The 25,850-nt window shown below is 49.6% G+C and carries 16 protein-coding genes; 9 read left to right on the top strand and 7 right to left on the bottom strand.

Annotation, left to right across the window (positions count from 1 at the left end; translation table 11 throughout):
• Positions 1-126 precede the first annotated feature (126 nt).
• Positions 127-1,863: an autotransporter assembly complex protein TamA gene (locus tag ACK3CJ_RS11215; RefSeq protein WP_409526481.1), complete on the top strand. Its 1,737-nt coding sequence runs from the start codon at positions 127-129 to the stop codon at positions 1,861-1,863.
• Positions 1,860-5,954 carry a translocation/assembly module TamB domain-containing protein gene (locus ACK3CJ_RS11210; protein ID WP_409526480.1) on the top strand — a complete coding sequence of 1,365 codons (4,095 nt, stop codon included), beginning with the start codon at positions 1,860-1,862 and terminating at the stop codon, positions 5,952-5,954. The genes ACK3CJ_RS11215 and ACK3CJ_RS11210 overlap by 4 nt, the downstream gene beginning before the upstream one ends.
• A 49-nt stretch (positions 5,955-6,003) precedes the next feature.
• Here the strand turns inward: ACK3CJ_RS11210 and amt are convergent, their stop codons facing one another.
• Positions 6,004-9,468, bottom strand: coding sequence for an ammonium transporter (gene amt, locus ACK3CJ_RS11205; protein ID WP_409526479.1), 3,465 nt, complete (start codon positions 9,466-9,468; stop codon positions 6,004-6,006).
• Positions 9,469-9,717: 249 nt separating this feature from the next.
• Between amt and ACK3CJ_RS11200 the strand changes: the two genes are divergently transcribed.
• From ACK3CJ_RS11200 to ACK3CJ_RS11185, 4 genes are all read left to right on the top strand, one after another.
• On the top strand, positions 9,718-12,120 hold the full coding sequence (locus ACK3CJ_RS11200) for a sensor domain-containing diguanylate cyclase (RefSeq protein ID WP_409526478.1): 2,403 nt from the start codon (positions 9,718-9,720) through the stop codon (positions 12,118-12,120).
• 362 nt (positions 12,121-12,482) lie between these two features.
• The gene (locus ACK3CJ_RS11195; protein ID WP_409526477.1) at positions 12,483-14,120 is read left to right on the top strand and encodes a diguanylate cyclase domain-containing protein; all 1,638 of its coding nucleotides are present in this window, start codon (positions 12,483-12,485) and stop codon (positions 14,118-14,120) included.
• 165 nt (positions 14,121-14,285) lie between these two features.
• A complete protein-coding gene (locus ACK3CJ_RS11190; protein ID WP_409526476.1) occupies positions 14,286-14,750 on the top strand; it encodes a hypothetical protein in 465 nt (154 codons plus the stop codon).
• A 47-nt stretch (positions 14,751-14,797) separates the two neighbouring features.
• On the top strand, positions 14,798-15,859 hold the full coding sequence (locus ACK3CJ_RS11185; RefSeq protein WP_409526475.1) for a GGDEF domain-containing protein: 1,062 nt from the start codon (positions 14,798-14,800) through the stop codon (positions 15,857-15,859).
• An 8-nt stretch (positions 15,860-15,867) separates the two neighbouring features.
• On the opposite strand, the gene ACK3CJ_RS11180 is transcribed toward ACK3CJ_RS11185, so the two are convergent.
• The 6 genes from ACK3CJ_RS11180 to ACK3CJ_RS11155 all read right to left on the bottom strand — a co-directional run bounded on the left by ACK3CJ_RS11180 (position 15,868) and on the right by ACK3CJ_RS11155 (position 21,474).
• Entirely contained in the window at positions 15,868-17,244 is a 1,377-nt protein-coding gene (locus ACK3CJ_RS11180) for a DEAD/DEAH box helicase (protein ID WP_409526474.1), read from the bottom strand.
• 93 nt (positions 17,245-17,337) lie between these two features.
• Positions 17,338-18,609, bottom strand: a complete 1,272-nt coding sequence (locus ACK3CJ_RS11175; RefSeq protein ID WP_409526473.1) for an EAL domain-containing protein — start codon at positions 18,607-18,609, stop codon at positions 17,338-17,340.
• Between the two features lie 288 nt (positions 18,610-18,897).
• On the bottom strand, positions 18,898-19,035 hold the full coding sequence (locus ACK3CJ_RS11170; protein WP_409526587.1) for a TIGR02450 family Trp-rich protein: 138 nt from the start codon (positions 19,033-19,035) through the stop codon (positions 18,898-18,900).
• 508 nt (positions 19,036-19,543) lie between these two features.
• Positions 19,544-20,206 carry a response regulator gene (locus ACK3CJ_RS11165; RefSeq protein ID WP_409526472.1) on the bottom strand — a complete coding sequence of 221 codons (663 nt, stop codon included), beginning with the start codon at positions 20,204-20,206 and terminating at the stop codon, positions 19,544-19,546.
• Positions 20,207-20,293: 87 nt separating this feature from the next.
• The gene (locus tag ACK3CJ_RS11160; protein WP_409526471.1) at positions 20,294-20,734 is read right to left on the bottom strand and encodes a response regulator; all 441 of its coding nucleotides are present in this window, start codon (positions 20,732-20,734) and stop codon (positions 20,294-20,296) included.
• Between the two features lie 77 nt (positions 20,735-20,811).
• Positions 20,812-21,474 (bottom strand): DNA-binding protein, encoded by a 663-nt coding sequence (locus ACK3CJ_RS11155; protein ID WP_409526470.1) that lies wholly within the window; start codon positions 21,472-21,474, stop codon positions 20,812-20,814.
• A gap of 142 nt (positions 21,475-21,616) precedes the next feature.
• Between ACK3CJ_RS11155 and rimO the strand changes: the two genes are divergently transcribed.
• The 3 genes from rimO (at position 21,617) to ACK3CJ_RS11140 (ending at position 25,842) form a co-directional block, all read left to right on the top strand.
• Positions 21,617-22,933: a 30S ribosomal protein S12 methylthiotransferase RimO gene (gene rimO, locus ACK3CJ_RS11150; protein WP_409526469.1), complete on the top strand. Its 1,317-nt coding sequence runs from the start codon at positions 21,617-21,619 to the stop codon at positions 22,931-22,933.
• An 87-nt stretch (positions 22,934-23,020) separates the two neighbouring features.
• Complete coding sequence (locus ACK3CJ_RS11145; RefSeq protein WP_409526468.1) at positions 23,021-24,463, top strand: DUF2868 domain-containing protein; 1,443 nt, start codon at positions 23,021-23,023, stop codon at positions 24,461-24,463.
• Entirely contained in the window at positions 24,460-25,842 is a 1,383-nt protein-coding gene (locus tag ACK3CJ_RS11140; RefSeq protein ID WP_409526467.1) for a GTPase/DUF3482 domain-containing protein, read from the top strand. The genes ACK3CJ_RS11145 and ACK3CJ_RS11140 overlap by 4 nt, the downstream gene beginning before the upstream one ends.
• The last annotated feature ends 8 nt before the right edge of the window (positions 25,843-25,850 follow it).

The raw sequence follows: 25,850 nt of genomic DNA, 5'->3' as shown, positions 1-25,850 counted from the left end.
TTGCCTGGTTGCAGCGCCGGGATTTCACAAGAGCATCTGGTATCATCGAGCCTTTTTGTGCGATCCTAGGGCTATCTATAAACTGCACACAATGAAACGCTACTGGGAGAGATGGATATAATCCCTTTGAAGAAATTACGCCGCACGGCTCACGGCTGTTTGTTCGGGTTAGCCATGCTGGTCGCCAACACGGCTGTCTCTGACACCCTGCGATTGAATATCCTGGGCCTCAATGAAGAGCAGCAAGCCAATGTTCGGGCATATCTCAGTATTCAGTCCATGGCAGATCAGCCGATCAACAGCGAAAGTCGCATGCGGTTTTTGCATAACCTGGCTGAAGAGGAGATCCGCAAGGCACTGGAACCTTTCGGTTACTACAACCCCTCCATCACCGTCAGTCTGAATCAGCAGGACGATAACTGGATCGCCAGCTATGAAGTTGATCCGGGTCCGCCGACGCTGATCAGCAGTGCCGATATTGATATTCAGGGAGAGGGCGCATCTGATCCCGAATTTATGGCTCTGTTATCGCGCCAACCGGTTCGTGAAGGGGCGCAACTTCGTCATGCAGATTATGAAAAACTGAAAAGCGACCTGCAGTCGATTGCCGCGGATCGTGGCTACTATCGTGCTCGCTTTATGCGCCAGCGTATCGAAGTGGATCCCTCGCTGAATACGGCTGTCATTGAGTTGCATGTAGATACTGCAGCCCGTGCCCGTATCGGTGAAATACGTTTCAGTGAATCCCCGATTTCTGAAAAGCTGTTGAGACGTTATCCGCAATTTTCCGAAGGTGACTTCATCAACACCAATCGTTTGGTTCGCTTACAGGGCGCGCTCGTAGACAGCGACTATTTCGCAGATGTTGAAGTACGTCCTCTGCTCAACGAGATGGTGGATGACCGCGTGCCGATCGATGTGAAGTTGACCTCTCGCCCTCGCAGCCTTTACCAGGCCGGCCTTGGATATGGTACAGATACCGGTGCGCGCATGCAGTTTGGTTTGACTCGTCGCTGGGTCAATTCGCGAGGTCATAAACTGGATGCTCGCCTGAGGCTGTCACAGATTCGCAATGACCTTTCGACCAGCTACATAATTCCGGGCGGCAATCCGCTGACGGACAGATATGGCATTCGGGCGCGTTACAGCGACGAAGACTCAGATACCGTTACTTCAGAGATATTCGCAACTGGCGTGTTCTGGCAGAAACAGGTCGGTGACTGGGAGCGCGTACTGTCACTGGATATAGAGCAGGAGCAATTCAGCTTTAACGGAGATACGCGTGATATCCGCCTGCTGATTCCCCGTGCTCAGTGGAACAAAACCGTAGCCGACGACCGTCTGAACACAAGCCATGGTTATCGTTTATCCTTTGGCGTTTCCGGGGCTTCGGATGTACTGCTCTCTGATGTCAGCTTTCTGCAGACAACAGCAGGTATCAAGCGCGTAGACTCCTTTGGTGAAAAGGTAAGGCTGTTGACTCGTGCGGAACTTGGCCTGACTGTAACCGATAGTTTTTCCAATCTCCCTGCCTCACATCGATTTTATGCAGGTGGGGACTCCAGTGTGCGTGGCTATTCCTATCAATCTCTGGGGCCCCGCGGTACTTCAGATAATGTCATTGGTGGCAAATATCTGGTTGTCGGTAGCGTTGAAGCCGACTATCTGGTGCGCGAAAACTGGCGCATGGCGGCATTCATGGATGCTGGTAATGCAATTGATGACGTCAGTGATCCTCTGAAAACATCCGCTGGTGTCGGTGTGCGCTGGCAATCTCTGGTTGGTCCCATCAGGCTCGATCTGGCCTTTCCGATTGAAGATGGTGGCTGGAGAATTCACTTTACACTTGGACCGGATCTGTGAAACGCAAGCTGATTTTCCTCTCTCCGCTGATTCTCATTCTACTGCTGGTCTTTCTGCTGATCGGTGCCGTATTTATCCCGGGTTTGATTCCGGTGTTGCTCAAAATTGGTGATCGATTTGCACCTGGTACATTAACTTATGAGCAGGCTGAAGGAGCCTTGGCTGGCCCACTTCGCATCTCAGGATTGAGTTACCTGGATGGCGATACCTCGATCAGTATCGGACAGATCTCTCTGGACTGGCATCCACAGTGCCTGGTTCAGCAGAAACTTTGTCTGGACCGTCTGCATCTGGATCAGGTTGAGGTTCGGATACCTGCAGCTACGGAAGACGTGACGGATACTGAAGAGCAAGCAGAACCTTTTCAACTGCCCGACATAGAGCTGCCCTTTGCCTTCAGACTGACTGATATCGTGATCCGTGATTTGACAGTCTGGCAGAATGATCAGCTGTTGCTGCCACTGGAGCATTTTTCTGTATCAGTCAGTGGAGAGGAGGGCGCGGTGAGTCTGGCCGAGCTGTTGGTCCGGCAGGGCAATACCCATCTGACACTAGCTGGCCAAGTGCGTCCACAGGAGGATTACCCTTTCAGCTTTGATCTTGACTGGGCATTTGATACCACGGATTTCCCTTTTGAACTTGAGCTACCGGAGCACCTTGAGAATATTTCGCTCAAAGGGCAAGGCCAGCTTTCTGGTGATATGCAACAGATGCAGGTGCAACATCAACTCAGAGGTGACGTTGAGCTGGATCTGGTTGCACAGCTGAACCAACCCCTTGATGATCTCAGTTGGGTGGTATCGCTGGATCAGCTCAAGCTTGATCTGGCGTTAATTGATCCATCACGCAGTGAATCGATTCTTTCCGGACGGCTGGATACACAAGGCAGTCTTGAGAAACTGGATCTGCAAACAGAGCTGGCCATATGGCTTGTCGAAACCGGACAGGTGAACACATCGCTGGATGCGGCTATCAGCGTTACTGGTGAGCAGTTGCAATTGACTGCACTGAATCTGACGCTGCCGGAAACGGACAGCAGTATTAACCTTTCGGGTTCAGTGCAAAGCTGGACGCAACCTGATTTTGATCTACTCATGGAGTGGTCCGGGCTTCAGTTACCTCTGCAGCCAGTGGAAGAGGGGGCTGAACCCTTCATCAGCGAAGCCGGTACGTTAAAGCTTGCAGGCAAGTTGGATGGTGATCTTCTGGCAGCTCAGGCTGAATTGGCAACACAGGTTGATGAAACAGGTGTTGTGCAACTGCTGGTGGAGCTTAATGCCGATCTTGCTTCACAGTGGCTGGCGATCCAAACCCTGAGCCTTGATCTGCCGGATGCTGCCATGCAGCTGGAATTGCAGGGAGAGATCAGTAACTGGGCGGAGCCAGATCTCGTGTTGTCGGGTAACTGGAAAAACCTGTATTACCCTATCTTTTCTGAAGTGGACGAAGCGCAGCTCTTCGCAAGCCCGGAAGGTGAGTTCAGTCTGAAGGGCAGTCTGGATGACTATGATCTGGCACTGAAAACGCGCGTCAGTGGCGAGCAGATTCCCACTGGTGAATGGCAGTTTTCTGGATCCGGGAATCAGGAGGCGCTGCGCAGTCTCACTCTTGCAGGCAACCTGCTTGACGGGCAGTTGTTGGTGGAGGGTAGTGCCGCTTGGTTGGCTCAACCTGCCTGGGATCTTCAGGTTGAGTTGCAGGATATTAATCCTGGTGTCCATTGGCCGGAGTGGGAAGGTGATATCAATCTCAAGCTGATCAGCACCGGAAAACTGGTTGATGGCATCCCTCAACTCAGCGCCACCATCGAAGAGTTCCGAGGTGAAATGCGTGATCAGGTTCTGCAAGGGCAGGGAGATATCAGCCTGGCAGGTGAAAATCTGCAGATCGATGCTTTATCTCTGTCTCTGGGTGGCGCGAATCTACAGGCGTCAGGCTCAATTGAAGAGCAGATAGCGCTTGCATGGTCCTTATCCATCCCAGATCTTTCACAGGCATTACCAACTGCTTCCGGTCAATTGACAGCCGTTGGCGCCGTGGCAGGCAGCCGGGAGATGCCGCGTATCAGCGCGTCGCTGGAGGGGGATAATCTTACCCTGGAAGATCAGGCCAGGATTGAGCGCCTCAATGGGTCCGTCAAACTCGATTTCTCTGGTGATTCTGAATCGGATATCAATATTGAATTACTGTCGATTCACGCCGCAGGTCAGGCTATTGATCGCGTTCTTTTACAGGGGCAGGGCACACCGCTTAATCATCGCCTTGAGCTGAGTATTGCTGGCAAGCCACTGGATCTTGATCTGGCTGCAACCGGACGGTGGGATGATATCAGTTGGGCGGGAACGCTCGATCAGCTATCTGTATTTCGTACAGAAGCAGGCCGATGGGAATTGGTTGAGCCGGTTCCAGTTACTGTAGAGCCGCCCGCCTTCACAATGGGGCGTACCTGTCTGCAACAACTGGATCGGTCAGGCCGCTTGTGTGCACGTACTGAAGTGACCAAAGATGGTGCCATTTCTGGTGCAGCTGATCTGAGATCGCTGTCGCTGGCGATGATTGAACCCTGGCTCAATGGAGCAACTATTGATTCGATGCTGGAGATGGATGCCGAGTTTTCTGTTGTGAGTGGTCAGCCCGTCGTTGATGCTGTTATCAGTACCACTCCCGGCACGATCACCACTATTGAACAGAGAACTTTGAACATTGGTCGGACGGAAACACGCGCCATTATTCGTGATGATAATATGAACGTATCCATGTCTGCTCTGCTTGATGATATACAGGGAAGCATTAAGGCAGAGCTTGAAGTTTCTGCACTTTCAGCGGCACAAACTCTGGAGGGTGAGCTGGAGATCCGGTTGGCCGATCTCGAAATCATTTCAGTCTTTGCTCCTCAAATACAGAATATCGCAGGCCTTATCAGTGGCCGCTTTATTATCTCGGGTGATGCCGCATCACCTCGAGTTAATGGTGCAATCAGTTACCTGGAGGGCGGGGCTGAGCTGCCTGCCCAGGGCATAATACTGTCGGATATAGAGATGACGGTACGAACCAATGTCGATCAGGTTGATCTATTACTGTTCGATGGCAGGCTGACATCCGGTGACGGCACGATCAATCTGGCTGGACAGTTTGATCTGACAGCGCTGACCGGCAATATAGAGCTTGCGGGTGAGAACTTTACAGCCATGCACACTCGCGACATTCATGTGCTGATCTCGCCGGATCTTGAGGTGGTTATTTCAGATGAGGATATTCGTCTGGGTGGTAGTCTGACTGTACCTTTTGCGAGAATTTCGCCTCCTGAATTGTCACAAAGTGCTGTTTCCAGCTCTTCCGATGTTGTCATTGTAGGAAGTGAAGAAGAGGAAGCAGGTGTCGGGCTTCCAATCAGAACTAACCTTCGGTTGGTCTTGGGGGATTCTGTTGAAGTGGATGCGTTCGGCTTCAAAGGCCGACTGATAGGAAGCCTGAATGTGATCGATGAGGGGGTTGATGTCGTCAGAGCTACCGGCAGCATCCAGGTCGAAAGTGGTCAGTATCGCCTATATGGGCAGGATCTCAACATACAGCGTGGAGGCCTGATCTACACCGGTGGGCCGATTGATAATCCAGGCTTCGATATGCTGGTCAGCCGCCATGTTGAGGACGTGGAGGCCGGTGCCAGAGTTCAGGGCACACTGCGGCAACCGGATCTGACTCTCTACTCTGTTCCGGCCATGCCAGATAGCAGTATTCTCTCCTATCTTATTCTAGGCAGAGGGCCGGGTTCCACATCATCTGCTGAACAATCAATGATGATGCAGGCCGCCATGGCAATGGGGATGCAAGGTGGCAATGCGATTACCGATCAGTTGCGAGACAACTTGAGTCTTGATGAACTGGGGTTTGATACCAATGCAGGTGGTGAATCAGCGTTCTTTATTGGTAAATATCTCACACCCAGACTTTATATCCGTTACGGCATCGGCCTTCTGGAGTCGGTGGATATGCTGATGCTCAGCTATCAATTAACCTCTCGCTGGAAAATTGAGTCCCAGAGCAGCAGTGTCGGCAGTGGTGCTGACGTTCTGTTCACGCTGGAGAGATAATCTTCAACCTGGAAAGCAAAACGAGGGTAATACCATGTTGAACACATGTTCAGCGTGGCATTACCCTGACGTTGCTGAGGGTTTCCAGTGGTGCAGGACGGGAGATATGATAACCCTGCACATAATCCACCCCCAATGTCTGTAGAATGTTCAGAGTTTCTTCGTTTTCCACACACTCGGCAATGGTTTTCAGGCCCATGATATGACCGATGTTGTTGATGGAATCTACCATCGCCTGATCAATCACATTTTCGGCAAGCTCGCGGATGAATATACCGTCTATTTTCAGGTAATCGACCGGTAACAGCTTCAAATAGCCAAAGGATGACAAGCCGCTGCCGAAATCATCCAGAGCGAACTGGCATCCCAGTTGTTTCAACTCCTGAATAAAACTTCCGGCATGAGATGGATCTGACATGGCGGCCGTCTCAGTGATTTCAAAGCAGATATATTCGGCTGGTACTCTGTGCTTCCTGACCTGCTCGCGGATACACTCCAGCACATCCTCTCTGCCGATTGAGGTACCCGAGAGGTTGATTGAGCAGAAAAGAGGGGCACCATGTTGCCTGATCTGATCACCCATCCAGGCCAGTGTATTGCGTATTACCCAACGGTCTATCTGAGGCATCAGCCCAAAGCGTTCAGCGGCAGGAATGAAGGCACCGGGAGGAACGATATGCTGCTTATCGTCCAGTAATCGGATCAATATTTCGTAATGAGGTATGTCGGCCCTGTTCTTATCCAGTGGCCTGATGGTCTGGAAAAAAAGCCGGAAACTGTCGTGATCTATCGCATCCTGTATACGACTTCCCCATTGAATTTGCCCTTGTCGTTCGATCACCTCCTGATTTTCAGGTTCATAGACATGCACGCGGTTACGCCCAAGATCCTTAGCGGTATAGCAGGCGGTATCCGCATTGCTCAGCACCTCATCGAGCGTGCCACAAAGTGCATTTATACGCACTATGCCTATACTCACGCCAACCGAGAACACCTGCCCCTCCCATGAGAATCGGAAATCGGCAATCACCTGTCGAAGTGACTCGGCAAGCTCCACTCCTTGCTCGAGTGGGCAGAAAGAGAGCAGGGCTCCGAACTCATCGCCCCCCAGCCGGGCAAGCGTATCACTCTGACGCAGAACAGGCTTCAACAGTCCTGAAAGCTGTTTGAGTAGTACATCTCCGGCGCGGTGACCACAGGAGTCATTGACCAGTTTGAACTGATCCAGGTCCAGATAGCAAAGCAGGTGTTCAGAGTTGTTTAGCTGCGCTTCGCTGATCAAAGCGTCAAGTCTGCGTTCAAACTCGCGCCGATTGATCAGGCCCGTTAGTGTGTCATGCACCGCCTGAAAGGTCAGCTGCGCCTGCAAATGACTGTGCTGGGTAATATCCTGAATCGCAATGACCCATCCAATCCTTTTCCCCAGATGATCGTGCAGGGGAGCAAAATTCAGCTGTATCTCGGCTCGCTCGCCATGATGATTGACCAAAGAGAACTGATGATACTTTCCAGCTACACCAGAGGGCCCAGCTACACCAGATGGTCCAGATCCGTCTGACGGTGCGTCCTGTGTGTTGCATAGAGATGAGAGTGAAACAGGATCATTTTCGCGAGTATACAACTGGATCACCTCATCCACTTGCAAACCAAATGCCTCCTGCTGCCCCCAGGCGGTCAGACGTGATGCCATCGGATTAAGATATATCACCTTCATGGCATCATCACAGGTAACAACAGCTTCAGTAATCGCTTCTAGTGTCACCTGTGCTAACTCTGAGTGGCGGTGTAACCGGGCTTCCATCTTTTTGCGCTCACTGATGTCACGGATCACGGCACTGTATTGAACACCATCATCTGTCGGGCTGGCAGCCGTTGTGACCTCAATTGCGAACGAACGCCCCTGGCTGTCTTGTGCCACCAGTTCGTGAGGACCTTCATGGTGGCTGGATGCCAGTCTCGGTAGCAGATCGGCCAGTGCGGTTCCGGGAAAGTGTCTGCTCGTGTCATCATGGAGGAGGGCTCCGGCAGGCTGTCCAACCATATCATCACTGGTTCGTTTGAACAGAAGCTCCATGCCCGGGTTTGCACTGGTGATGACACCTGTTTTTGAGAAGGTGATTACACCATCACGCATATCTCGGATAATCAACCGCGTGCGCGTCACCATGCGATTCAGGTTTGCCATCACACGATTATATTGAGCGGCTATCTGACCGACTTCAGTAAAGGGCTCCACTGGCACCCTGGCTTTCAGGTCCCCCATGCGCTCCTGCAACTGCATTGCATTCAGCAGCTGACTCAGTTCGGTTCTGGCACCATGCTCAGAAACATTCAGCCCATCCTCTTCAGCCTGCTCAGTTACGCGCAGGGGAATGAATCGTTTGAGCAGCATCAGAAAGAGGTATGCCAACGGAAAGACATACAGCGCACAGGCCACAATTCCCATCAGTTGCACCTGAAGCTGCTGCAACTGTGTCAGCCCGGTATCAAGCCGTTGTGGGTCTCCCAGTAGTGCAACGGCAATCGTTCCCCAGATACCGGCAGCAAGATGGACAGGCACTGCTGAAATGGCATCGTCCAGTTTTTTGCGCAGCATCCATTTTTCAGCCATCACCATGACAACTGCACCGATTGCACCAATGACTGCGGCATGCGGAGTGCTGACGGCATGACATCCCGCCGTGATAGCAACCAGCCCTGCGAGCGTGCCATTTATAGTCAGCGGCGTGGTCTGGTTTCGCTCGATCGAAACATGTCCCATCAGCATGCCGACAATACCGCCACTGGCTGCAGCTATCAGCGTGTTCACAACGATGCCGGGTATCTCTTTACTGAACCCCAGGGTACTGCCACCATTAAAACCTATCCAACCGATGATAAAGAAGATCATGCCCAGCATCGACAGTGGAAGGTTGCTGCCGGGGATATGCCTGACTTTGTTCTTTTTGAAGCGCCCCTGTCGAGGTCCAACAGCAATCACAGCTGCCAGGGCCACCCATCCACCCACACTGTGTACGACTGTGCTACCGGCGAAATCAACAAAGCCAAGCTTTTCGAGCCAACCTGAATCCGCATTCAATACACCACTCCAGGCCCAGTGACCGAATACAGGATAAAGCGCCAGACTTATCAGAATCGTCAAAAAAATATAGGTAATAAAGCGTGTTCGCTCGGCAATGGCACCGGATACAATTGTGGCAGCTGTTGCGCAAAAGGTGAGCTGAAAGAAAAAGAAGCTCGCATGCCAGACACTGTCATCCTGACTGAAGTCAGCGGCAAGCCATTGTGTATCTAGCCTTGTTGGCTGGTGGTCACCAAACATGATACCGAAGCCGAATAACCAGAAGAGCATCGCTGCGACGAGTAGATCAAATGCATTTTTCAGTGCGACATTGATGGCATTCTTGCTTCGAGTCAGGCCAGATTCCAGACAGAGAAACCCACCTTGCATGATCAGCACCAGTATTGCGCCAATCATCAGCCATAAAGCATTCAATGCCTCATTTTCGCTCATCGATCACCCCTGATGGACACTGATCGACCCAACAAGGTGCATGGATCAGATCTTCGCATGGAAACGACTGCTCTATGAGTAAGTAGCAGTTTCTATGCCAGAACTTACTTATGCCAAAACTTATGCCTGACCCGGAACTCCACTGGTAATGTAGCTATACTTTTCATCTTTAGTGTCTATCTTTTGTATAGATGGATAGCACTATCTGTTTCGGGCAATATAGGTTTTTCATTCTGTTATGGTGCCTAGATGCGTAGTCGCCCCTTATTTCCGGTCATTCTTCAGGTCAGCGGTTTGCTGGCAGTGATTTTCATAGCCATTTTCTTTCTGTTTCAGACAATCAATCGCAATGACCTGGAAACATCACTGCAACGCGATTCTCAGTCGCTGAAAAGCGCGTATGACATCTCAATCAGTAACCTGAGCCAGCAGATGGTTGTACTCGCTTCTGTCTTCACATCAGACCCTCAGGTTCAAGAGCTGTTCTTCGCTGCCCGCAACATGGTCAGAGCAGAGGGTGGAGGTCGGGGAGCTGAGGAGTCGGCACGCTTGAGGGCAGCGCTGTTTCAACAGGTGTCAGATGGTTGGATATCAATGCAGAATAGCTTTGGCCTCAGGCAACTGCATTTTCATCTTCCACCGGACTCCACTTCATTTCTTCGCGTGCACGTGCCAGATCAGTTCGGCGACAAACTCAGTGATGTCAGACCAATTCTGGCGGCAACCAATCATACATTGACAGCACAAACCGGGTTTGAAATAGGGCGGTTTTACTCAGGATTGCGTGGCGTAGTGCCGTTCTTTTATGAGTTTTCAGATGGCCACAGGGAGTATGTTGGCACGCTCGAAGCAGGCACCTCGCTGGATGATATGATTGAACGACTGGATCGGGATCTCGGTGCTGGCATTGCCGTCACACTCAGTCATCATGCGCGCGACGCGGTTTCCTGGGATGAGCTTGATCCAGAGGAGCGCACCTCTAACCATGAATGTCGCTGTTATATTGAAGCAAGTACACGTCCGGACCTATTGACCTGGCTGGATAATGGGCTGATATCACCACAACAATCCGGCTTTGCACTCAATACATCACTGTTGGAGTGGGAAGGGAAAACATATCTTATGACTCAATTTCCAATGCGGGATTTCCTTGGCGAGCAGCAGCCGAGTCGTGAGCCTGTCGGCACTGTTATCATGTGGCAGGATAAAACTGAGTTGATCAGTAGCTGGAGGAAGAATCAACGCTACTTGTTGTTATCCCTCCTTGTGGCATTTTTTGTTGCCACTACACTGGTTATCTGGCTGCTGAATCTGATGCGCAAGGGGCTGCAACATCGTGTAGATATAGCGACAGAAGAGCTTGAGAAAACACATACTCAGCTCGATTCATTACTGGCTGCGTCTCCTGCTGTCACTTACAGTGTCTCGCTGGAAACCCATAAAGTGACTTACATTGCACCGAACGTGATGCACAAGCTAGGTTACAAGGTGAATGAGGTGTATGCCAACCCAAACTGGTGGAGTGACAACATTCATCCGGATGATGTAGGCAAGGACACAATTCAGGCAGACTGGTCTCAGTGGGAAGATGATCGAACTGTCCGTCGCTATCGTTTCTATCATGCATTGGGCAACTGGCTCTGGTTGGAAGACCGATGCAAGGTTGTTCGCAATCAACAGGGTGTAGCAACTGAACTCGTGGGTAGCTTTGTAGATGTGACCGAGCAGCAGGAGACAGAAGAAAAACTCAGAGTCACACGCAAAAGACTGGAACTGATTATTGAGGACTTTCCCGGTGCACTGATGATAGAAGATGAGCGTCGGTGTGTTGTTCTGGTCAATACAGCCTATTGTCGAATTTTCAGGTTTGAAAAAAACATGAGAACCCTGGTCGGTTCCGATGCCAGAAAGCTCATGTCCGAAAGCATAAGCGCATTTGATGAACCAGAAACACAGCAGACACAGATGGATTCACTTCTGGAGATGAAACAGCCTTCATTCAACGATGAAGTGATTTTTGCCGACGGACGCACCATGGAACGTGACTTTCTTCCTGTCAGTGAAGGCAGTGAGCACCTGGGTGTACTCTGGGTATATCGTGACATCACGCTCAGAAAGCAGCGTGAAAGCGAACTGCGAAGGCTCGCCACAACCGACACACTCACAGGACTGGCCAATCGTCGTTATTTCCTCGACAGATTGACTCAAGAGCTTCTACGCACGCGGCGTTATGATGCAATTGTCTCATTGCTGATGCTGGATATTGACCACTTTAAATCGATCAATGACCGTTTCGGCCATGCTCAAGGTGATGAAGTGCTTAAAATCTTCAGTCAGGTGTGTCAGAACAGCTTACGTGAAGTTGATTTTATCGGACGGTTGGGTGGCGAGGAGTTTGCGATTGCGCTTCCCGGTACAGATATTGAAGGGGCACTTCAATTTGCAGAGCGGCTTAGATCGACCATTGAAGAGACAGTCATCCCTTTACCTGATGGTACTGATCTCAGGGTGACAGTCAGTATTGGCCTGACCAGACTCTCAATAACAGATCTTAATGTTGACACCCCTTTGGCAAGAACTGACGCAGCTCTCTATGAAGCCAAACATCTTGGCCGCAATAGGGTAGTCGTGACATCAAAGGTGGTGGTATAAGATTGTTGGCATAAAAAAACCGCAGACCCTGCCAGAGATCTGCGGCTGAATATGGTGCAAGCACCATGAACAGACTACCCTGAACGGATAGATGTTCGACCTGTCAATGAGATTTAATAATAATACGATGTATTATCATTTGCAATAGCGAATATGCATTTGTGTGCATTTTTTACGTAAAATAATTTTTCATGATGGACATACAGAAAAAATAGGCTACTCTTTCTGGTTAATTATCCTCCAACTAAAATAATAAGTGGTTAATATTTGATGTGGTATGTATATCAGGAAGATGGGATGCTTCGTATCTGTTGCTGTCGCAAGTCCTTACGCTCATCTATCAGACGTTTCTGGCACTATTAATGAGGAATACTAAGCGTAATCTCTCGCTTGGTACGTTTGTGCTGATCAATACGGCACTGATTTGCCTGCTGATGATATTAATCGTGCTCGCAGTGCGCTTACTTGTGATGTACCCAGCATTCATTGAACAGGCTGAAGAGCTGCAACATCGTGAGCTGGATAGTATTCATGCGGGCTTTGCCAACGAGTTGGATGGCCTGGATGTCCAGGTGGATGACTGGGCGACATGGACCGAAACAGCCGACTTCCTGCGTGGAAACAAACCCGAGTATGCTGACGACAACCTGATGCCAGCGGCTCTGGATGCGTTAAAAATTGATATGCTGATTCTGTCTGATCTTCAGCGCCAGCCTGTCAATAGCATTCTGGTTGATGAAACCGATGGTTCAATTTTGATGCGCCAGCCCGCATTCATTGAATTTACCGAGTCCATGCTGGGAGATTTTTCATTCGTACCTGATGCTCCTGAACATCGCCATGCCGGTTTTACTGCATTTAATGGCACACCTTTTCTGTTTGTAACACGCGCGGTACTCTCTTCGACACGAGAAGGTCCAGCAGCTGGCTATCTGACCATGGTGAGGCAAGTTGATGGCAAAGTGCTTGAGCGCATCTCAAGAGTTGCCCGCGTTGACCTGTCGCTGTTAAGTGATGTCAGTATTGCACCTGTGTCAGAAGAGCAATGGACAAGTGCTTTTGATGGACTTCAGATACAGCGCTACCGTCCTCTGATGAACACGGAAGGGCAGGTTGTTGGAGTGCTTCAGATCCGCCATACGCTTGACAGTATCCCGGAACGACTGGATCTACTGACTATTCTGATCGTATTTTTTCTGGCTGTTCTGCCTCTTCTGATGATGGCGGTGACGTCCTATCTGATACTGACACCGATCAGGCGTGCGAATCTGGTTGTATCTAAGATGCTCGAGATAGGGCGTCCCATACAGATACGACAGAGCCTGCTATTCACCGAGCTGAATCAACTTAGAGACTCATTCAACAGCCTTGTACATCTTGTTGAAAAGCAAAGAGTAAAGCTGATTCAAAAATCCAATATCGATGGTTTGACTGACATAGCAAACAGGCGAGCTTTTCAGGAAAGGCTCGAAGTTGAATGGCGAAGGGCGATGCGCTCAGAGAATAGCCTTTGCGTCATTATGCTCGATATTGATCACTTCAAACTTTTCAATGACAGCTACGGACATGTTGCCGGCGATGATGCGTTGATCAAAGTTGCTCAAATGCTCAGCTCGCAAGTACAGCGAACTTCAGATTTTGTTGCCAGATATGGGGGAGAGGAGTTTGCTCTGATTCTGGTCGGTCTGGATTATGAGCAACTTGAACAAATGATGCTGAATATTGAAGTAGCACTGGCGAGCCTGTTCATTGAGCATTGCTCATCTCCCACCAGCCAGTATTTGACGGTCAGTATGGGGGCCTGCATGATAGAAGCACCAGGTGATTGGATGATCAATGAGGAGCCTAGAACCCTTCTGCGCCAAGCAGATGAGGCCCAATATTTGATCAAGCACTCCACCCGCAGCAGCTTCAATATAGCTCAGTACCAACCTGAGCACCCAAACAATTCGGCGCTGGTTTCAAGCGATACATTTCGACAGGCCTCACTACTCGATTGAGTGACACGTTCAGCATCTACGCAGAGGTGTAACTCTGGCCATAAAAGTCTCTTAAAAACCTGAAATCAAACCCAGACCGCTTGTGGACTGTCGTAAGAAATGGCAGCATTAGCGTCTGACGATATACGTAATGAGCCGGTTTAACTGAAGGAGACCGCCGAAAAAATGATTCCATTACGAGTGATACTAGCCTTAATTCTATTGGTTACAAGCTCACACTCTTTCTCGGACACTCATTACATCACTTTGATTCAAAAAGAAAAAACAACTGATATATTAGTTGATACTTTGAGAGAGCAGGCGGATATTGAGTTTGAATTGTATGAGCCTTTCAGGCGTGAAACCGTTCAAGTACGAGGCTTAATGCTGCACACATTGCTTTCACAGTATTTTGATCCCTACCCAACCACCATTCGACTGACAGCTCATGATGATTACAAAAGCACTCTTAACGACTGGGACAAAGCGAACTGGGTTCTGATAACGCATGAAAATGGACGAGAGCTGGGTCTCCGACAGCAAGGCCCGATCCGTTTGCTTGAAAAAGACTACACCGGACGCGATCCCGAGAACCTGCGCCACTTTAATGACTGGGTATGGATGATCAAAAGTATCGAGGCGGTTCAGTGATATGGAGCTTTTTACGTAACCGGCTAGGATGGTTATGGCTGAGCTTCATGAGCTTCAGCATAGTATTAATATGGGTAGCCTATGAGGTCAGATGGTTTTACCCTGAGATGCAGCGCTATTTCGGTGATGCCGGAACACTGGCTGGACAGCAGTTGGCAACACGTTCACGCACTTACCTTCAGGCAAGTCTGGAAACACTGGGAACCGAGTCTCTCACTGAAGAAGCACTCAAAAAAGTAAAAACCAACCTGGATCTTGCCTATGGCTTTCTTGACATAGGCCTTTATCGTGAGCGTTACGATTGTACAGAAGCCAGCCTGGCACTGCTTGATGATTTCGATCGCCTCATAGATAGTCCGGAGGTGCCGGATTCACGCGAATCAGTAGCACATTTACTTCCCGTCATACAATGCGCCACTGTAATTGAGATGGGCCAGTGGAGCCGGCGATCTGTTGTAGCGATGGAGATGGTCGAGAGTATAGACTGGCATCAGCGTGTATTTCTCTGGGGTACCATTCTTTTCTATGTGATCGGCTTAGGTTTCTGGTGGATGCATGAGAAGCAGAGAAGGGCATTCACGCAGAGTATCAGAGATAAACTCAACTGGATGCAGCAAGCCTTGGAAGATCCCCTCACAGGCGCTCATAACCGACGAGCACTAGACAGCGACCTGCTCGGCCACCTCGCACAATACAAGCGAGGATCCAAACCATTTTCTCTGATTATGTGTGATATCGATTATTTCAAATCCTATAATGATGCCTTTGGTCATGCAGATGGTGACGAAGCACTTAAGCAGATAGTCAGCGCCATATCGAAAACACTTCGCGCCAGCGATCGTATCTATCGTTATGGTGGGGAGGAGTTTGCCATCATACTGCCAGACACCGATGGCAACGAGGCTGTAGATGTAGGCTTGAGAGCAATAGAAGCTGTCGAGACACTTTATATCGTCAATCCAGAAAGCCCCTATGAAAAGTTGACGATCAGTGCTGGTCTGGCATCTACAACAACGTCTATTGAAGAACCGGATACCCTGATCCGGTTAGCTGATGACAGGCTGTATGAAGCCAAAAGCTCCGGTAAAAACAGACTTTCTACAGGCTGATATTTTAGTCATTTCTGAAAAATAGAGCGTCTACCCGCACTATTCCCGACATCACTCACTCCCGTATCCATCGTGACGGTCGGTTTTTCGCTTCGTCCAGGCACTGACTTCTGAGCGGCCTTGCTACGCTTTGGCGTACCAGACCCCTTTTGTTTGGCTGCTTTGTGTGGCTGTCCAGAGCTTTTCTTTTTCGGGCTCGCCTGATTATCAGGGCGTGCCGGAGTTACCTTGGGGCCATCGACCAGCTTACCCTGTTCGATAGTAGGTACGCCCAGAAGAGGGATCTCCTTTCCGATAAGAGCACAAATATCCACCAGAAATCGTCGCTCATCCGGTGCGACCAGCGAGATCGCCAGACCGGACTTGCCAGCTCGGCCGGTACGACCGATTCGATGGACATAAGCCTCGGGCTGGTTAGGAAGATCGTAATTAATTACCTGGGGCAGGGACTCTATATCAAGTCCTCTGGCAGCTACATCTGTCGCGACCAGCACACGTACATCTCTGTTTACAAATGCGTGTAGCGCAGCATTACGCTCACGCTGGGTGCGATCACCATGTAAGGAAACCGTACTGATGCCCTCGTGTTCAAGGTAGCTGGCAACCTGATCCGCGCGTTTTTTGGTGCGCGTAAAAACGAGTGTCTGCGACCAGTTACAACCAGAGATAAGGTAGCTAAGAATATCTGATTTATCTTTATTATCAACATAATAAGCGCGTTGTTTAATGCTGGATACAGTTGTGTTGGATGGCGTGGCACAGGCACTGACAGGATTATTCAGCAACTCCGCAGCCAGGGTATCGATCGATCCGCCGAGAGTGGCTGAAAAAAGTAATGTCTGGCGCTCATCTGGCATAAAAGACATAACCTTGCGTATATCTTCAATAAATCCCAGATCAAGCATTCTGTCTGCTTCATCAAGCACCAGTATTTCGAGCTTATCGAGCATAACAGTCTGATGCAGAAGCATTTCAATCAAGCGGCCCGGGGTGGCCACAAGGATATCGGCACCTCGGTTGAGCCTGCGTATCTGATCTTCGTAACGGACTCCGCCATAGATAGAAACAACTTTAATACCCAGCTCCCGACCATAGGCCAGTGTGTTATCTGCCACCTGAATAGCCAGCTCACGAGTCGGGGTTAGAATCAGGCCGCGAACAGGGCGCTCGCCTGATGAAAGAGGCGACTTGCTGAATAGCTCAATCATGGGCAGGGAGAACGCAGCAGTTTTGCCTGAACCTGTCTGCGCCTCTGCAAGCAGATCCTTGCGAGCCAGAATATGAGGAATAGCCATAGACTGGATTTTTGTGGGCTCAACGTAACCCAGCGACTCAAGGGTGTATAGAAGTTCAGGGCACAGATTTAGACTGCTGAAGGATGGCATGCACGTTCCGAATTACACTGTAGATTGGCCACCAATCTTACAGGAAATTAATAACACGAGCGATCTCGTACAGCGTTGATGGCGCCTTGCTGGCTAATCCTTCCAGTCAACATCACAGCAAAGCACCTGGGTTTGATCACCAATCTGTATGGCCTGCGAAACAGTAATACACATATGTGAATCCGCGACCGATAGATAGGGCTTGCTGATATGAATCATGCCAGGCTTCTGGATCGCACGATAATGATAATCCTTGTGTGCCCAGTTAGCATTATTGCCGCAAAGCAGGGGAGTGAAACGGGCATTCAGGAGATGTTGATAATGCGGCGCATATATATTACGGGCCAGTTGATAGCCCTCTTTATCAAGTAAATAACATCGTACAGTTCGCATATCCTGAAACAACAAAGCGCTGCCTTGCTCAAAAGAACCTTGAGCGCAGAGCTGAGACACCGCAAGCCTGAAAAGCGACTCAATATCCTGCAAATACATTTGTAGATCTGCACCGCGGCTAGCTGTTTCCCACTGATGTCGTCGACGCAGTTGATCGAACCTGTCCGCGAGTGCGCTGGTATCAGAAATGGTCGGCTGAGGCTTTGAGAAATAGAACCCTTGTACCATATCAGCATTGGAAGAGAATGCGATAAGAGCCTCCTCTTCAGTCTCAACTCCCTCCAGTACAACCAAACTACCCGCTTCATGAATCAATGAAACAAGCCCATTTAACAGCCTTGCTATCTGGCGTGAGCGCCCTGCACGCGCCAGGAGTCCACGATCAATTTTTACTATATCGGGCTCCAGTTCCCATATCCGGTCAATATTGGAGTGACCGGCACCAAAGTCGTCAATGGCGATCAGACAACCCAATGATCGAAAATGAGTTATAAAATGCTGTAATTTGGCATGGTCACTGATTTCACTCTCGATGATTTCAATAACCAGTCTGTGCGGCTCAACACCCACCATATTCAGCAGTTCACCTGTAAATCCTATACCAGGCTGCTCAGCCACAAGACACTGAGAGTCAAGATTAATGAACAGCCAGGAGTCATCGGTATTTTGGCTGGCAAAATTTTGGATATGAAGCGCCCTACAGATACGATCAAGTTTCAATTTTTCTTTGCTGGATTCGGGAAGGGCAAGAAGCTGTGCTGGCGATTCATGAATGCCATTTACATGGGCGCGAATAAGTCCTTCGTAGCCGACTGCACGTCGATGGGCAAGGCTGAATATTGGCTGAAAATGACTACTGAGTGTGCGTCCGCGGAAAAATGCTGAATGAGGAAGCCTTGTGCCCAGAGTGTCTGCTTGGTGCAGTGTCGCTTCATGTCTGCCAAATGCCTGCAGCATAGGTGCATTGTTCATCTCATGTTCTCCATGCACTAAAAGGGTAACTTGGTGCACTACAATAGTGATAATCAGTGAAAGTATGCGTAGTCAAAGACCGTATGCTACCTATGCAGCCCAATAGCGCATTTCGTAGCATCAAAATCCGCACCTTCATCATAAGTTCCTTAGTTATATAACTGTTTTTAATGCATAAAAAAACGCCTGCACCTACTGAAATATTTCATCAGCAGATGCAGGCGCCGTTGCCTGAGCAGGAGTAACTTTGTTCCATCCTACGTTAAATGTAGCAAAACTCATGCCCAACTAATTCCATCCCTGATGCCAGACTTCACGACTCCTGAGATTCTGCCAGGGTAGAGTGAAGGTGCGCTTTGATAGAATAGCCTCAATAACACAGCAAATAACAAGCTCCTGTTCGTCACGGATTAGCTCAATCACCATGAAGTGTTTCTCACGGTTTTGAGGAGTTACGGCCGTCCACTTGCTGCGGAGAAGTTTCTCAGGATTGATGGGGCGCATTAAGATAGTCCTTAAAATACACAATACATATTATGTATCGAATGACCATTACCGGTAATGCATCAGTGCTGATTAACTCAGCTGAACACCAACAGTGATGAGATTCAATGGTGAAGTAACAAGTTATAGGAAGAGATGGCAGCTATGGATCATTACACTGACACTACAATAATTTATTTAACATAATATAGATTATGCGAAGTAGTTAATATCAATAATACTGGGCTGTAGCCTATAGCGAGCAATCACTTCAAACCCTGTTTTTAGGCAGCAACGCAACACAAACCGGGTCAAAAGCTAAAAATTTGATGGCGCTTGGATGAGCAATGCAGCCATACAGCGGACTGCAACTCCGCATACGCCGGTTGGTTTGGTTATGAATTGGAAACGAGAAACATGAGGATATGGGTATCGCCCGCCAGAGCGGCAATTAAGACTCGATGATACCCTGGCGGATGGCAAGACGGACAATGTCCGCATTTGTCTTCAGGCACAGCTTGCGCAGAATATTGGCCCTGTGCGCATGAACTGTCTTTGGGCTAATGGCGATGGTTTTAGCAATATCGGATACTGAGTAGCTCTCAGCCAGCATAGTGAAAATTTCCAGCTCACGATGACTCAGCTTGCCAACAAGCTGTTCATTCAAAGCGCTACTCTCAATTTCAGCAGTGATGGATTTAGATAGGTACTTGCGGCCATCAAAGACGGCATGCAAGGCTTTAACCAACTCATCAGGTGCGCAGTTCTTGGTAAGATAACCATAAGCACCAGTTTGCATTACTTGTGATGGGTAAGGTTCGGTGTTCATGGCCGTAAGGACGAGCACCTTTGCCGCTGACTCAGACAAAAGAATTCTACGAATAGTCTCCAACCCATGGGCCGTCGAGACATCCTGGGAGCCCTTTTTGAGCGGAATCGCGAGATCAAGCATGACGACATCTGGCTTGTATTGGCGAAAGGCATCAAGAGCGCAGTGGCTGCTCTCGGCCTCAGCCACCACACTGATCTCCGGATCTCGTTGAAGAATCTGCTGATAGCCCGCGCGAATGATTGAATGATCATCAACCAATAGTAGCCGTATCTCTTTTTTCAAAAAAATCACCACAAACAGTGCACATGGAATAATTACAGCTACATGCTAGCTCAAAGGAGTGAAATTATCAGCACTTAATGGATTGATTTATCTACCCTGCAGGCTGTCAGCTCCCTTGTATGCATCCGACGTATCTACTTCAAGTGCATAAGCTGACATCAGCTCAAGAGGATCGAGACCAGTTGGCTGGGCAACCAACTCATCACTGAAACCAATAAGTTGGACGCCCTCTTTCTTGCAATGCTTTAAAACTTTCTCTAGTGCTTTGATCACCGTCAACTGCCGATCGGTAAATTGCTTATCACCTGACTGTTCGCTTCGTTTACGGCTTGAAGCTTGCCGGATAACATATTGATCGGAATCAAGAAGCTGCAGCGTGATGCCAACAGCCTTTTCTGCCACCAAAGCGGCCTTGCCTGACTCGAAAATTCTCTCCTGATAGCAGCAAAGTACATCACCCTGCGCGCTTTCTCTGACGATATCCCGTATCTCAGAGATCGTCAGCTCATCAGCAATATATCGTTCCATATATCAATATCTTAAATAGATTATTTAAAGTGTTATTTAATATTTTCTACATGACCAAAAGGATCGCACAAAACCAACTAACGCGCCATCAGTTGCTTTCTGAGTGTTGCATTCTCGTTCAAAAGCTCATCATTCTTGCGCTTAAGGCGGTCAATTTCCTCTTCCTGAATTTTTATCCTGACCTGGGCCTCTATCATCTGATCGGCACTGCCGCTTCGCCCTGCTCCATCTTCAATTCGCGCCTGCCTGATTAGCGACTCATTCTCGGCCGTCAGGCGAAATGCACGCTCCTCAAGCTGCATATTAAGGCGTTCAAGCTCACGTTTCTGATCATGGAGCACCTCGCATTTTTCAAGGAGCCGCCCATTTTGCGTTTGCAGATCTCGTGCAGCCTGCCCGCCACCGGCTTCGGACTGCCTTAGAGTTTCCTCCAGCGATTGCTGCTTTTCAAGAAGCTCTTGGCGCTGAGCCCTGAACCTGTCTTCGGCATAAGCGAGAGCACGATCCCATGTCTGTGATGCAAGAGTCAGCACAGGCTCGGGCAACTCCGGGTGCTGCTCCTGCCGCGACATGCGCTGCGACAGTTGCTGCCACCACTCACCAAGCGCCTTGTTGATAGTTGTCAGGCTACCGGTTCCGATCAGTTCTCTGACACTTTGCTGCGTTGGGCGTATCCCTTGCTGAAGGAGTTGATCAGCAGCCTGATGCACCTGTTCGCGTGTTCTATTAGGTTTTGCCATATTATTAATACACAGTACATATCGTTTGATATGTATTATAGTGCCATTTGGCGCTATATTGAAGCTGCTACGTGTCTCATCTCGCACGTATATGAACTTTTCTGTAAAATTGCGTTTTCGTATTTTATGAGGTTTTTATTAGATGAGCGCACCAAGGGTAGGCTTTGTAAGTCTGGGGTGTCCCAAAGCACTGGTCGATTCTGAAAGAATTCTGACTCAGCTGCGTACAGAAGGTTATGAGATATCCCCCTCTTACGACGGTGCCGATGTTGTGGTGGTGAATACCTGTGGCTTTATCGATAGTGCCAAGGCCGAGTCGCTGGACGCAATTGGCGAAGCTATTAAAGAAAATGGCCGCGTTATCGTCACCGGCTGCATGGGCGTGAATGCGGATGAGATTCTTGAGCTGCATCCACAGGTTCTGACGGTCACGGGGCCACAGGCATATGAAGCAGTCGTCTCAGCTGTTCATGAACATGCGCCCTATGAAGCCACACACGATCCGTTTACCAGCCTTGTTCCACCTCAGGGTATCAAGCTGACGCCTCGTCATTATGCGTACGTTAAAATCAGCGAGGGCTGCAATCATCGCTGCACTTTCTGCATCATTCCCTCTTTGCGCGGCGACCTTATCTCGCGCGAGGCGGACGACGTTCTCAGCGAGGCTGAGCGTCTTGTTAAAGCTGGCGTAAAAGAGCTTCTAATTGTTTCTCAAGATACAAGCGCTTATGGCGTTGATCTTAAGTATAAACTTAGCTTCTGGAATGGCCGCCCAGTCAAAACCCGCATGCTTGAACTCTGTGAAGCACTTGGCGACCTGGGTGTATGGGTGCGCCTGCATTATGTTTACCCCTACCCGTCTGTTGATAAAGTGATACCGCTGATGGCGGCAGGCAAAATCCTGCCCTATCTTGATATCCCTTTCCAGCATGCAAGCCCTAAAGTGTTGAAAGCAATGAAGCGCCCTGCTGCTGCCGAGAACAATCTTGAGCGAATCAAAGCCTGGCGCGAAATCTGCCCAGAATTGGTTATTCGAAGCACTTTTATTGTAGGTTTCCCCGGCGAGACGGAGGAGGACTTCCAGTTGCTGCTTGATTTTCTGGAGCAAGCCCAGCTTGATCGAGTAGGCTGCTTCCAGTATTCACCGGTTAATGGCGCTACCGCAAACGAGCTTTACGACCCCATACCTGATGATGTAAAGCAGGATCGCTGGGATAGATTTATGGCCGTTCAGGCGCGCATCAGTGCTGCTAAAATGCAGGCACGTATCGGTTCCGAGATAGATGTGATTATAGATGAAGTAGTAGAGGAAGGAGCTGTCGGCAGGAGCAAGGCAGACGCACCTGAAATTGATGGTCAGGTATTTATTGATGATGCGACCCACCTCGAGCCAGGCGCAATTGTACGCGCTCGCGTTATCGATGCAGATGAGTACGACCTCTGGGCCGAACTGATCTGACAGCCGCTATCGCCACCCTCAAGGATGAGGGTTGCACACACCTCGATCGCTCTTTGAATCAGCCAGCAATGCCAAGGATAATCCTTTGTGACTTTTCGAGATCGCCTGATAGCCGAGCTAATCAAAGCCAGACATAACAATGGATTGATTGATTTTTTTACGGCAATTTCGCTGGAAAATTCAAGGCGCCCCGATGTACACGCTGATCGATCCAAAGCAGCCCCCTCCAAGGAGGCGCTCATCCTTCGAAGCTGCAGTCGCTTCAATGATGATATTCCAGAAGAAATAATCTCTTCAACCACCAGAAAAATAACATTATTTTCTATTTTTTTCAGTCTGCTGATGTTTTCCCTGGGTGCACTTGGTGCAATTCAGGCGTTTGCACAACCCTCTGCGAGCGGCGTTAATATCTTCTGGCTATTGCTGATACTGCTGGGTCCGCACCTTATAATGCTGATTATCTGGCTAGCAGTGATGTTGCTCAACGGTTCTCCATCTTCCTCGGGCGTATTGGCCTCCCTGTCCAGCCATGTGTTCAAGCTTTTATTTTCTGCCCCCTCAGGCATTAAAAAGGAGTCTGAATTATTACAAACCAATTGCTTAGCAATACTTTCCAAGCCGCCACATGGGCGTTGGCTCTTCAGCCTGGTCGGCCATCTTGGATGGGTTGGATTCATGCTCGGCGGCTTACTATGTACAATTCTGGTTCTTCTGGCCAGGCAGGTAAATTTTGTCTGGGAGACGACCTTACTGGATGCAGATGCCTTCACGCACCTGACGCTAATGCTGAGCTATCTCCCTTCGCTTATCGGTTTCGATATGCCGAACGCCACAACAGTCGACCTGAGTCGTCTCGGCGCAGCAGATGAGCAACTGGCGGAGGTACGCACTCAATGGGCTTCATTTCTGATCCTGTGCATTGTTATTTACGGCCTGCTCCCCCGCCTTCTTTTTGCCAGCTTGAGTTATTGGCTGTATTTATCCCGACGTGAAAGGTTTCGCCTGGATCTTTCCGACCCTTTTTATCAGCAACTGATAAGGAAGCTTGAACCACCATCCCGGCATGCTGGAATCCTGGACCCTGATGAGCAGCAGCCCTCTACCCTGCAGGCACACCCATCAAGCCCCAGAAGCCCTCTTGCGCCTCAAGGGCCTGAATCAGCCGACTGGATCGGATTTGAGCTGGACTCTCCATCAGACTGGCCCCCGGCTGCGATTAAACAGGGCACACCTCTTCAGCAAGTCAGCGATCGTCAGGCGCAACAACGGCTATTTGATCAATTAAGAGGTCATAAAGGGCACACATTGGTTGTTGTCACCTCATTCCTGCGCACCCCAGACCGAGGAATCGAGCGCTTTATCAAACAAGCACGTGAGTGTAGTCAAGCCACGTTTTGGTTAGGGCTTGAGGCTTCTGTCGCGGATATGACAAAACACCCGGAACGACTCGATGACTGGATTCAGCTGGCCGCTCGATGCAGCATCCCGCCTCACCAGATGTTCGTAATTGATAAGGATAAGGACAGATGACACCCAACAGCCCCCTTAAGGTTGCAGTCGTTGGCCATACTAATGCTGGCAAAACATCTCTGCTGCGAACGCTCTTGCGTGATGAGTCCTTTGGTGAAGTATCCAATCATGCGGGCACGACCCGCCACTCAGAGGCAGCGAGCTTACTGCTTGATGGCGAACCGGCAATTGATTTCGTTGATACACCCGGCTTTGAAGATTCGATCGGCTTGCTGACGGCCCTTGAGGAGCTTCAGAAAACAAGTGGAGCGGATCGCCTGGAGTCACTGCGCCTGATTTGCAAGAAGACCCACGAGTATCCCGAATTTGATCAAGAGATCAAAGTTGTCAGGCAGCTACTCAGTAATGAGCTGTTTTTTTATGTGATCGATGTCCGCGAGCCAGTGCTGGGAAAATATATCAATGAGCTGGAGATTCTGGCTTATGCTGCGAGGCCGGCAATCCCCGTTCTGAACTTTACTGCCTCCCCATCAGCACAGACACGCACCTGGAAAGAACACCTGGCTCGGCTCAATTTCCACACCCAGGTCGTCTTCGATACCGTAGCCTTCAGGGCGGATGATGAGAAGCGCCTGCTCAAGCAGATGCAGACGATTCTCTCAGATCGATACGAGCTTCTCGAATCAATTATTGAGCAGCATGTGAGGCAGCAATCAGAGTTGGTTGATAACGCTTGCAGGATCATATCCGAACTTTTGACTGATGCCGGGGGGCTGTATATAGACTGCGCTAATAACGAGAGCGCCATCAACACTGCGCAAGCTACCCTGCAGGACAAAATACGTGATGCCGATACGCGCTGCATGCAAAGCGTATTGCAGCTATATCGATTTCAATCCACCACCCTCAGCAGCTCGGCACTGAACATAGATCAAGGTGAATGGAAGCTCGATCTGTTTGACGACACTAACCTGCAGCGGTTTGGCGTTGCCGTTGGCTCAGGTGCCGCCAAAGGCGCTCTGCTTGGTGCTGGTTTTGATCTATTTACCGCCGGGATGTCTCTGGGAGCAGGAACAGCTACAGGGGCGCTGGCGGGCGCTCTGCTACAAACCGGGCAACGCTACAGGCATGAGTTAAGCGCTAAAATCAAAGGCCACCGCTCCATCTGCGCCACTGAACCAGCGCTCAGTGCAATGTTGCTGCGACAGCTTGATCTACTGAACAAGCTGCAACACCGCGGCCATGCTGCAGTGGATGCCGTTACGGTTGAATCAATGAGCAAAGAAGATTTACCAGAGGAGTTTCAAAGCTGGATCAAGCACCTGCATGAAAACCCACAGTGGTCACGACTAGGGACGCGTTTTGATTCACAGGATGAAGGCAGAAGTCTGTTTATTACCCAAGTTGCCGGTGCAATAAAATCTAAGAGGCTGAAATAAATAAACTT

It is taken from the genome of Nitrincola salilacus, assembly GCF_046271865.1.
In the GTDB taxonomy this organism is placed as follows: Bacteria; Pseudomonadota; Gammaproteobacteria; order Pseudomonadales; family Balneatricaceae; genus Nitrincola; species Nitrincola salilacus.
This window is presented reverse-complemented; position numbering and strand designations above follow the sequence as displayed.